Source organism: Rhizobium hidalgonense (assembly GCF_002914525.1).
GTDB lineage: Bacteria > Pseudomonadota > Alphaproteobacteria > Rhizobiales > Rhizobiaceae > Rhizobium > Rhizobium hidalgonense.
In genome coordinates this window covers 1-2,500 of sequence record NZ_LODW01000112.1, presented here as the reverse complement: position 1 = coordinate 2,500, position 2,500 = coordinate 1, and the positions used below count along the sequence as shown (strand labels likewise).

The 2,500-nt window shown below is 54.4% G+C and carries 1 tRNA gene and 2 rRNA genes (1 of these 3 cut by a window edge); all 3 read left to right on the top strand.

Annotation, left to right across the window (positions count from 1 at the left end):
- Window positions 1-1,982, top strand: a 23S ribosomal RNA gene (locus ATY29_RS31820); it begins 819 nt to the left of the window's first position.
- A 186-nt stretch (window positions 1,983-2,168) separates the two neighbouring features.
- A 5S ribosomal RNA gene (rrf, locus tag ATY29_RS31815) occupies window positions 2,169-2,283 on the top strand.
- A gap of 139 nt (window positions 2,284-2,422) precedes the next feature.
- A tRNA-Met gene (locus tag ATY29_RS31810) sits at window positions 2,423-2,499 on the top strand.
- Window position 2,500 lies beyond the last annotated feature (1 nt).

Below are 2,500 nucleotides of genomic sequence, written 5' to 3'. Positions count from 1 at the left end.
GAAAGGCCAATCAAACTCGGAAATAGCTGGTTCTCCGCGAAATCTATTTAGGTAGAGCGTCGAGCGAATACCCCCGGGGGTAGAGCACTGGATGGGCTATGGGGACTCACCGTCTTACTGATCCTAACCAAACTCCGAATACCGGGGAGTACTACTCGGCAGACACACGGCGGGTGCTAACGTCCGTCGTGAAAAGGGCAACAACCCTAACCTCCAGCTAAGGTCCCCAAGTCATGGCTAAGTGGGAAAGGATGTGAGGATCCCAAAACAACCAGGATGTTGGCTTAGAAGCAGCCATCATTTAAAGAAAGCGTAACAGCTCACTGGTCTAAATAAGGGTCTTTGCGCCGAAAATGTAACGGGGCTGAAGCCATGCACCGAAGCTGAGGATGTGTAGCAATACACGTGGTAGCGGAGCGTTCCGTAAGCTGATGAAGGGAGACCTGTGAGGGCTCCTGGAGGTATCGGAAGTGCGAATGTTGACATGAGTAACGATAAAGAGGGTGAGAGACCCTCTCGCCGAAAGACCAAGGGTTCCTGCTTAAAGTTAATCTGAGCAGGGTTAGCCGGCCCCTAAGGCGAGGCAGAAATGCGTAGTCGATGGGAACCACGTTAATATTCGTGGGCCTGGTGGTAGTGACGGATTGCACAAGTTGTTCTGGTTTATTGGATTATCAGGGCAGCGGAGCGGTTCCAGGAAATAGCTCCACCGTATAGACCGTACCCGAAACCGACACAGGTGGTCAGGTAGAGTATACCAAGGCGCTTGAGAGAACTATGTTGAAGGAACTCGGCAAATTGCACGCGTAACTTCGGAAGAAGCGTGACCCCATATGAGGCAACTCTTGTGGGGTGGCACAGACCAGGGGGTAGCGACTGTTTATCAAAAACACAGGGCTCTGCGAAGTCGCAAGACGACGTATAGGGTCTGACGCCTGCCCGGTGCTGGAAGGTTAAGAGGAGAGGTGCAAGCTTTGAATCGAAGCCCCAGTAAACGGCGGCCGTAACTATAACGGTCCTAAGGTAGCGAAATTCCTTGTCGGGTAAGTTCCGACCTGCACGAATGGCGTAACGACTTCCCCGCTGTCTCCAACATAGACTCAGTGAAATTGAATTCCCCGTGAAGATGCGGGGTTCCTGCGGTCAGACGGAAAGACCCCGTGCACCTTTACTATAGCTTTACACTGGCATTCGTGTCGGCATGTGTAGGATAGGTGGTAGGCTTTGAAGCGGGGACGCCAGTTTCCGTGGAGCCATCCTTGAAATACCACCCTTATCGTCATGGATGTCTAACCGCGGCCCGTCATCCGGGTCCGGGACAGTGTATGGTGGGTAGTTTGACTGGGGCGGTCGCCTCCGAAAGAGTAACGGAGGCGCGCGATGGTGGGCTCAGACCGGTCGGAAATCGGTCGTCGAGTGCAATGGCATAAGCCCGCCTGACTGCGAGACTGACAAGTCGAGCAGAGACGAAAGTCGGTCATAGTGATCCGGTGGTCCCGCGTGGAAGGGCCATCGCTCAACGGATAAAAGGTACGCCGGGGATAACAGGCTGATGACCCCCAAGAGTCCATATCGACGGGGTTGTTTGGCACCTCGATGTCGGCTCATCGCATCCTGGGGCTGGAGCAGGTCCCAAGGGTTTGGCTGTTCGCCAATTAAAGCGGTACGTGAGCTGGGTTCAGAACGTCGTGAGACAGTTCGGTCCCTATCTGCCGTGGGTGTAGGAATATTGACAGGATCTGTCCCTAGTACGAGAGGACCGGGATGGACATATCTCTGGTGGACCTGTTGTCCTGCCAAGGGCATAGCAGGGTAGCTATATATGGACGGGATAACCGCTGAAGGCATCTAAGCGGGAAACCCACCTGAAAACGAGTATTCCCTATCAGAGCCGTGGAAGACGACCACGTTGATAGGCCGGGTGTGGAAGTGCGGCAACGCATGAAGCTTACCGGTACTAATAGCTCGATCGGCTTGATCGTTCTCATTGACTATGCTCATCTCAGGGCGAATGCATCGCATTCGTCCCGACAGAGCGAAGGCGTCAGCCTTTGCGACGGGCCCGGCAAACACGCAAGTGTTTGTCCGGTTTGAGCCTTTGACGTGTTTAAATAAGCAGGCCTTCGGCCTGCACCAGCTTCTCAAACAATTAAGTTGCGCTTTGCCGACCTGGTGGTTATGGCGGGGTGGCTGCACCCGTTCCCTTTCCGAACACGGCCGTGAAACGCCCCTGCGCCCATGGTACTTCGTCTTAAGACGCGGGAGAGTAGGTCGCTGCCAGGTCTGCAAATCGCAACTTCATGAAATCAATCTTCTCATCACAAAAACGGCCCAAAGCCGAACAAAGGGCCGCTCACATAGCGGCCTTTCGTGTTATAATGCAGTGCAGTCGGTATTTTGCCTCTCGGCAAAAACCTGGTACCGCGGGGTGGAGCAGCCCGGTAGCTCGTCAGGCTCATAACCTGAAGGCCGCAGGTTCAAATCCTGCCCCCGCAACCAA